The sequence below is a fragment of the Nonomuraea roseoviolacea subsp. carminata genome (assembly GCF_024172185.1).
GTDB classification, from domain to species: Bacteria; Actinomycetota; Actinomycetes; order Streptosporangiales; family Streptosporangiaceae; genus Nonomuraea; species Nonomuraea roseoviolacea.
In genome coordinates this window covers 6,035,245-6,042,500 of record NZ_JAMZEC010000001.1, presented here as the reverse complement: position 1 = coordinate 6,042,500, position 7,256 = coordinate 6,035,245, and the positions used below count along the sequence as shown (strand labels likewise).

Annotated in this window: 5 protein-coding genes; all 5 read right to left on the bottom strand. The window is 68.9% G+C overall.

All coding sequences use genetic code 11. The annotated features are described in order from the left end of the window. Nucleotides 1–152 precede the first annotated feature (152 nt). A complete protein-coding gene (locus tag HD595_RS27995) occupies nt 153–2,771 on the bottom strand; it encodes a valine--tRNA ligase (RefSeq protein ID WP_253774084.1) in 2,619 nt (872 codons plus the stop codon). A gap of 43 nt (nt 2,772–2,814) precedes the next feature. Then, complete coding sequence (gene clpX, locus HD595_RS27990) at nt 2,815–4,098, bottom strand: ATP-dependent Clp protease ATP-binding subunit ClpX (protein WP_175593312.1); 1,284 nt, start codon at nt 4,096–4,098, stop codon at nt 2,815–2,817. A gap of 174 nt (nt 4,099–4,272) precedes the next feature. Then, nucleotides 4,273–4,896: an ATP-dependent Clp protease proteolytic subunit gene (locus tag HD595_RS27985; RefSeq protein ID WP_308211250.1), complete on the bottom strand. Its 624-nt coding sequence runs from the start codon at nt 4,894–4,896 to the stop codon at nt 4,273–4,275. An 11-nt stretch (nt 4,897–4,907) separates the two neighbouring features. Next, a complete protein-coding gene (locus HD595_RS27980; RefSeq protein ID WP_308211249.1) occupies nt 4,908–5,540 on the bottom strand; it encodes a ClpP family protease in 633 nt (210 codons plus the stop codon). 111 nt (nt 5,541–5,651) lie between these two features. Further along, nucleotides 5,652–7,205, bottom strand: a complete 1,554-nt coding sequence (locus HD595_RS27975; protein ID WP_253774082.1) for a Na+/H+ antiporter — start codon at nt 7,203–7,205, stop codon at nt 5,652–5,654. Nucleotides 7,206–7,256: the final 51 nt, after the last annotated feature.

The following is a 7,256-nucleotide window of genomic DNA, read 5'->3' as shown; positions in this document are numbered from 1 at the left end:
CTTTGTCCAACCTGAGGTGAACGCAGCCCGAAGCTCGGATGAGCTGGAGGGAGATCAGGGCCGACCGGCCCCGCGCGGAAAACTCTACCAGTCCGCGCGGGGTCCCAAGACCCAACTTCGTAAGAAGAGAGCCTTCCCGCCCGCGGGAGGTCTCAAACACCCAAGCCAGCGAGCTGCGCCTCAAGGCGCGCGATGTCGGCCTGCGCCTGCTCGGCACGCCCCCTGACCTTGGCCACCACGTCCTCGGGAGCCTTGGCCATGAACTGTTCGTTGCCCAGCTTGGCCGCCACCTGCGCGGCCTCCTTGCGCGCGACGGCCAGGTCCTTCTCCAGCCGCTTGCGCTCGGCGACCACGTCGATGGCACCCGCCGTGTCGATCTCGACGGACACCTCGCCCACGGCCAGGCGCGCGGTGGCCGAGAACCCGTCGCCCGGCTCCGTCAGCCGCAGCAGGGAACGGATCGCCGTCTCCTGCCCGGCCAGGGCGGTGCCGGCGAGACCCAGCCGGGCCGCGACCTTCTGCCCCGGCTTCAGCCCCTGGTCGGAGCGGAACCTGCGCACCTCGGTCACGAGCTCCTGCAGCGCCTCGATCTCCCGCTCGGCCTCGGGATCGACGTAGGTCGACTCCACCACCGGCCAGGGCGCCATCACCACGGACTCGCCGCCGGTGACGGCCCGCCACAGCTCCTCGGTGACGAACGGCACCAGCGGATGCATCAACCGCAGCAGGGCGTCCAGGACGTGCCCGAGCACGAGCCGGGTGTGCTCCAGCCCCTCACCGAGCTGGATCTTGGCGAGTTCGAGGTACCAGTCGCAGACCTCGTCCCACGCGAAGTGGTAGAGCAGGTCGGACACCTTGGCGAACTCGAACTCCTCGAAGGCCGTGTCGGCCGAGGAGATGACGCTCTGCAGGCGCGACAGGATCCACCGGTCGGCCGGCGTGAGGTCGAGCCCGTCGAGGGGCCCGGTGGTCGCGCCGTTCATGAGCGCGAACCGGGTTGCGTTCCAGATCTTGTTGCAGAAGTTGCGCGAGCCGGCCGCCCACTCCTCGCTGACCGCGACGTCGGCGCCGGGGTTGGCGCCGCGCAGCAGGGTGAAGCGGGTGGCGTCGGCGCCGAAGCGCTCGATCCAGTCGAGCGGGTCCACGACGTTGCCGAACGACTTCGACATCTTCTTGCCGTACTGGTCGCGGACCATGCCGTGCAGCGCCACGACGCGGAACGGCGGCTCGCCGTCCATCGCGTACAGCCCGAACATCATCATCCGGGCCACCCAGAAGAACAGGATGTCGTAGCCCGTCACCAGCACCGAGGTCGGGTAGAAGCGGGCCAGCTCGGGCGTGGCGTCGGGCCAGCCGAGCGTGGAGAACGGCCACAGGCCCGAGGAGAACCACGTGTCGAGCACGTCGGAGTCCTGGGTGTAGCCCTCGGGCGGGGTCTCGTCCGGGCCCACGCACACGACCTCGCCGTCGGGGCCGTACCAGACCGGGATGCGGTGACCCCACCACAGCTGGCGGGAGATGCACCAGTCGTGCATGTCGTCGACCCAGTCGAAGTAGCGCTTGGCCAGCTCCGGCGGGTGGATGCGGGTGCGCCCGTCGCGCACGGCATCGCCCGCGGCCTTGGCCAGCGGCGCCACGTTGACGAACCACTGCAGCGACAGCCGCGGCTCGACCACGGTCTTGCAGCGCGAGCAGTGGCCGACCGAGTGCAGGTAGGGCCGCTTCTCCGCGACGATCCGCCCCTCGGCGCGCAGCGCGGCGACCACCGCCGGGCGCGCCTCGAACCGGTCGAGCCCCTCGAACGGACCGTGCGCGGTGATGACGCCCCGCTCGTCCATGACCGTCAGCGACGGCAGGGAGTGGCGGCGGCCGATCTCGAAGTCGTTGGGGTCGTGGGCGGGGGTGACCTTGACCGCGCCGGTCCCGAACGACGGATCGACGTGCTCGTCGGCGACGACCGGGATCATCCGGCCGGTCAGCGGCACCTCCACCATCGTGCCGACGAGGTGCGCGTAGCGCTCGTCGGCGGGGTGGACGGCGACCGCGGTGTCGCCGAGCATCGTCTCGGCCCGGGTGGTGGCGACCACGATCTCGTCGGAGTAGCGGATGGAGACGAGCTCGCCCTCGTCCTCGCTGTGCTCGACCTCGATGTCGGACAGCGCGGTCAGGCAGCGCGGGCACCAGTTGATGATGCGCTCGGCGCGGTAGATGAGCCCGTCGTCGAAGAGCCGCTTGAAGATGGTGTGGACGGCCCGCGACAGGCCCTCGTCCATGGTGAAGCGCTCGCGCTCCCAGTCGACGCCGTCGCCCAGCTTGCGCATCTGGCCGAGGATGCGGCCGCCGGACTCCTCCTTCCACTCCCAGACGCGCTCGATGAACGCCTCGCGCCCGAGGTCGTGGCGGGACAGGCCCTGCTTGGCCAGCTCTCGCTCGACGACGTTCTGGGTGGCGATGCCGGCGTGGTCCATGCCGGGCAGCCACAGCGTCTCCCGGCCCTGCATGCGGGCGCGGCGGGTGAGCGTGTCCTGGATGGAGTGGTCGAGGGCGTGGCCGACGTGCAGCACGCCCGTCACGTTGGGCGGCGGGAGGACGATGCTGAACGGCGCGCGCGAGCTGCCGGCGTCGGCGTGGAAGTAGCCTTCGGATACCCACCGCTCGTAGCTGCGGGTCTCGACGTCGGCCGGGGTGTACTGGGTAGGCAGCTCTGGCGTTGTCACAGTGCCCCATTCTAGGGAGGCGGAAAAGGGAGACGCCCCATGGTTGTCCACCATGGGGCGTACGCGGGGCGAGAGCTCGGGCCGGTGGCCCGGTGGCTCAGGCCGACTTCTCGCGCGGCGCGCGCTGCTGCTTGGCGGCGAGCTGGTCGCGCGGTACGAGCGTGGGGATGGCGTGCTCCAGCACCGACTCGCGGGTGATGACGACGCGCGCGACGTCCTTGCGGGAGGGCACCTCGTACATCACGGACTGGAGCACCTCCTCCAGGATGGCGCGCAGGCCGCGGGCGCCGGTGCCGCGCAGGATCGCCTGGTCGGCGATGGCCTCCAGCGCGTCGTCGGTGAACTCGAGCTCCACGCCGTCGAGCTCCAGCAGCTTGCGGTACTGCTTGACGAGCGCGTTGCGGGGCTCGGTGAGGATCTGCACGAGCGCCTCGCGGTCGAGGTTGTGCACCGAGGTGATGACCGGCAGGCGGCCGACGAACTCGGGGATCATGCCGAACTTGAGGAGGTCCTCGGGCATGACGTCGGAGAAGATGTCGACGGTGTCGATCTCCTCCTTGGAGCGGATGACGGCGTTGAAGCCGATGCCCTTCTTGCCGACCCGCGACTCGATGATCTTTTCCAGGCCCGCGAACGCCCCGCCGCAGATGAACAGGACGTTGGTGGTGTCGATCTGGATGAACTCCTGGTGCGGGTGCTTGCGGCCGCCCTGCGGCGGCACCGAGGCGGTGGTGCCTTCCAGGATCTTCAGCAGCGCCTGCTGGACGCCCTCGCCGGAGACGTCGCGGGTGATCGACGGGTTCTCGCTCTTACGGGCGATCTTGTCGACCTCGTCGATGTAGATGATGCCCGTCTCGGCCTTCTTGACGTCGTAGTCGGCGGCCTGGATGAGCTTGAGCAGGATGTTCTCGACGTCCTCGCCGACGTAGCCGGCCTCCGTGAGCGCGGTGGCGTCGGCGATGGCGAACGGCACGTTGAGCATCTTGGCCAGTGTCTGCGCGAGCAGTGTCTTGCCGGAGCCCGTCGGCCCGAGGAGCAGGATGTTGCTCTTGGCCAGCTCAAGGCCGTCGTCTCTGCCCCGGTCGCCGGACTGCACCCGCTTGTAGTGGTTGTAGACCGCCACCGAGAGGGCCTTCTTCGCCTTGTCCTGACCGATGACGTAGGCGTCGAGGAACTCGTAGATCTCCCTCGGCTTGGGCAGGTTGTCCCACTTGAGCTCGGAGGACTCGGAGAGCTCCTCCTCGATGATCTCGTTGCAGAGATCGATGCACTCATCGCAGATGTAGACGCCTGGACCGGCAATGAGCTTCTTGACTTGCTTCTGGCTCTTCCCGCAGAAAGAGCACTTCAGCAGGTCTCCCCCGTCGCCGATGCGTGCCACCCCAGATACTCCTTTGCGTGGGACCGCCCTGCTGCCGCGATCCGTGTCCTCCGGACCCGGTCCGAACCGCTCAGGTTTCGACGTTACCGTCTTCTGGGCCCTCAGTGAGCCCCCTGGCGGCGAGTCGCACCGGAACGTGCCCTATTGGGCAGCGCCCCGGTGCGTCACATCTCGTCAGGAAGCAACCGCCTGAGCTCGCTTCTTCCGCGACGGGATGATGTCGTCGATCAGACCATACGCCTTTGCCTCGTCCGCGTTGAGAATTTTGTCGCGTTCGATGTCCTTGCGGACGTCGGCAGGAGACTTTCCGGAGTGCCTCGCCACGATCTCCTCGAGGAGGGACCGCATGCGAAGGATCTCCCTGGCCTGGATCTCGATGTCGCTTCCCTGGCCGCCGCCCTCGGTGGAGGGCTGGTGGATCAGGACCCGGGCGTTGGGCAGCGCGAAGCGCTTGCCCGGGGTGCCGCCGGCCAGCAGCACGGCCGCGGCGGAGGCGGCCTGGCCGAGACAGACGGTCTGGATCTCCGGCCGGACGAACTGCATCGTGTCGTAGATCGCCGTCATGGCCGTGAAGGACCCGCCGGGCGAGTTGATGTAGATGCTGATGTCACGGTCGGGGTCGAGCGACTCCAGCGTCAGGAGCTGGGCCATCACGTCGTTGGCCGACGCGTCGTCGATCTGCACCCCGAGGAAGATGATGCGGTCCTCGAAGAGCTTGTTGTACGGGTTCATCTCCTTCACGCCGTAGGACGTGCGCTCGACGAACGAGGGGAGGACGTAACGACTGTCGATGTTCACTTCAGCTCCCCCTAGGAGACCGGGCCCTGCGAGGGCACTTGCCGGGCGCTGCGCACGACGTGGTCGATGAAGCCGTAGTCCTTGGCCTCGTCGGCCGTGAACCAGCGGTCACGGTCGGAGTCGGACTCGATCTGCTCCAGCGGCTGACCGGTGTGGAAGGCGATCCGCTCGGCCAGCGTCTTCTTCACGTACAGCATCTGCTCGGCCTGGATGGCGATGTCGGCCGCGGTGCCCCCGATGCCGCCCGACGGCTGGTGCATCATGACGCGGGCGTGCGGCAGGGCGTAGCGCTTGCCCTTGGTTCCGGCGGTGAGCAGGAACTGGCCCATCGAGGCCGCCATGCCCATCACGACGGTGGAGACGTCGTTCGGCACGTACTCCATCATGTCGTAGATCGCCATGCCGGCGCTGACGGAGCCGCCCGGCGAGTTGATGTAGAGCGTGATGTCGCGGTGGGGATCGTCCGCGGCGAGCAGGAGCAGCTCAGCGCAGATGCGGTTGGCGATCTCGTCGTTGACCTCCTGGCCGAGCACGATGATGCGCTCGCGCAGCAGGCGCTGGTAAAGCTGGTCCTCAAGCCGGAAGGACGAGCCGTTCTCACGGCCTCGCGACTCAGGCTGATAGAAGGTCGGCGGGCTGGTCACAGCGTCACCTTCCGATGCGTCGTAATCGATTGGCTTTGCTTGTGACCTTAACGCGCGGCGCCCACAGGTCATGCCCGGTCCATCGACTGTTCGCTGACGGCGCAGGTAGGGTCAGGCCCCTCCGGAGACCCTGCGGCGCTCCTCGACGTCCAGCTCATGGTCGAGCCTGCGCATGGTGTCGGCGCCGATCACGCCCTTGCGGTAAAGGTGCCGCAATTTCTCGCGCTGGGCCCTGACCAGCTCCTTCCGCAGCCCTTTGTGGTGCGATTCGGGCGTCGTCTCGCCCTCCCCGCCGTCCGTCTCGCCGAGGACCTCCCTGACCCGGTCCAGGCGGAGCTCGAACAGCTGGCGGAACACCTCGGCCGTCCGGTCGTCCACCTGATCGTCGGCGGCCAGGTCGTCCAGGCGCGCCAGGGCGGCCTCCAGGATCGCCTCGCGGGCCATGGCCTCCTCCTGGACCTCCTCCTCGGGCTCGCCGACGCCGAGCCTGCGCAGCAGCGGGGCGAGCGTCGTGGCCTGTCCGCCGAGGGTCACCAGGACCACGCAGGCCGCCAGGAAGATCAGCAGGGCCCGGTTGGGCGCGTCCAGCGGGATCGACAGGGCGATGGCGAGCGTGATGGCCCCGCGCATACCGGCCCAGCCGAGGACCACGCGCTGGCGTCCTTCGATGGGCCGCCCCATCCGTACGAAGGCCAGGACCAGCGCCGTCCAGGCCAGGCGGAGCACGATGACGACGGCCACGATCACCACGGCGGTCAGGAGGAGCTGGGTCCAGGGCCGGTCGCGGACCTCGTGGAACACGTCCATGACCTGCACGCCGAGCAGGACGAACAGGGTCGACTCCAGCAGATGGGACAACACCCGCCAGAACACCTGGCCGGTGAGCCGGGAGGCGGGCTGGAGCACGCCCTGGGGGCTGATGCCGAGCGTGAAGCCGGTGACGATGGTGGCCAGCACACCGGACACGTGGAGCTGCTCGGCCGGCAGGTACGCCAGAAACGGGGTCAGCAGCGACAGCGTGATCTGGCTGCCGGGGTCGTGGAAGACGCGGCGCACCTTGCCGATGACCCACGCGAGCGCCAGGCCGTACAGGATGCCGCCGCAGACGACGCGCAGCAGCTCGATGACGCCGTCGGCGGCGGTGACGGGGCCGGACAGCCCGGACAGCGCCAGCCCGAACAGGGTGAGGGCGACGCCGTCGTTGAGCAGGCTCTCGCCCTCCAGGATCGTGACGAGGCGCCGGGGCGCGCCGACCCGCTGCAGGACGGAGGTGGCGGCGACGGGGTCGGTGGGAGCGATGGCGGCGCCGAGGGCGAGCGCGGCGGCCCACGGCAGGCCGGGCACGGCCAGGCCGGCGGCGACCATGACGCACAGGGCCGTGGCGGTGGTCAGGCCGACGGCGAGGACGGTGATGGGGATGGCGTCCTGGCGGGTCTCGCGGGGCGCGGTCAGGAACGCCGCCCGGTAGATCAGCGGCGGCAGGAAGACGTTGAGGACCACCTCGGGCTGCACGTGCAGCCCGCGCATGGCGGGCAGGAGGCCCACCAGGGCGCCGAAGGGCACGAGCAGGATCGGTCCCGGCACGTTCAGGCGTTTGGACAGCACGCCGGGGACGAGCAGCGCGACGCCGAAGGCCAGGATCGCGACGAACGGGTGGTCTCCCATGGGCCCTGTTCTGCCCAAGAAAAGGGATTTCTGCCGGATAAAACGATGAAG